At 28.9% G+C, this 353-nt stretch carries 1 protein-coding gene; it reads right to left on the reverse strand.

The window, feature by feature from the left end; all coding sequences use genetic code 11:
- Positions 1-31: 31 nt before the first annotated feature.
- Positions 32-353, reverse strand: a 322-nt coding sequence (locus tag AC1DJR_RS34205; protein WP_477004692.1) for a hypothetical protein, incomplete at its 5' end; no start/stop codon positions are given.

The following is a 353-nucleotide window of genomic DNA, read 5'->3' on the forward strand; positions in this document are numbered from 1 at the left end:
ATATGTAATTTACTTACAAAAATTATCATTGTCAGACTGAAATTATGCTTTCTAACTCAGTAATTTCCTCACTAATTAACTGTTCTATTTTTTTTATAAAATCATCAATTTGATTAAGTTCCGTAAGAATAAACAGATTTGAACGCATCCAATAAGGCTTTGATTGCTTATTGTCAGCTACTACTTCTATACCTACAATTCCTCTTCTATCGTGTAAGAAGAATCTCATGTATAAGAAATGGGTTATATTGTCTATATCTTTACCTGAAACCCATTGAAACTCATGTAGTTTAAAAGTGGAAAAATTGATTATTCCCTCTTTTAAATTCTCGAGTTCTTCATTGGTGGTATAT

The organism is Bacillus sp. 05T31 (assembly GCF_056396725.1).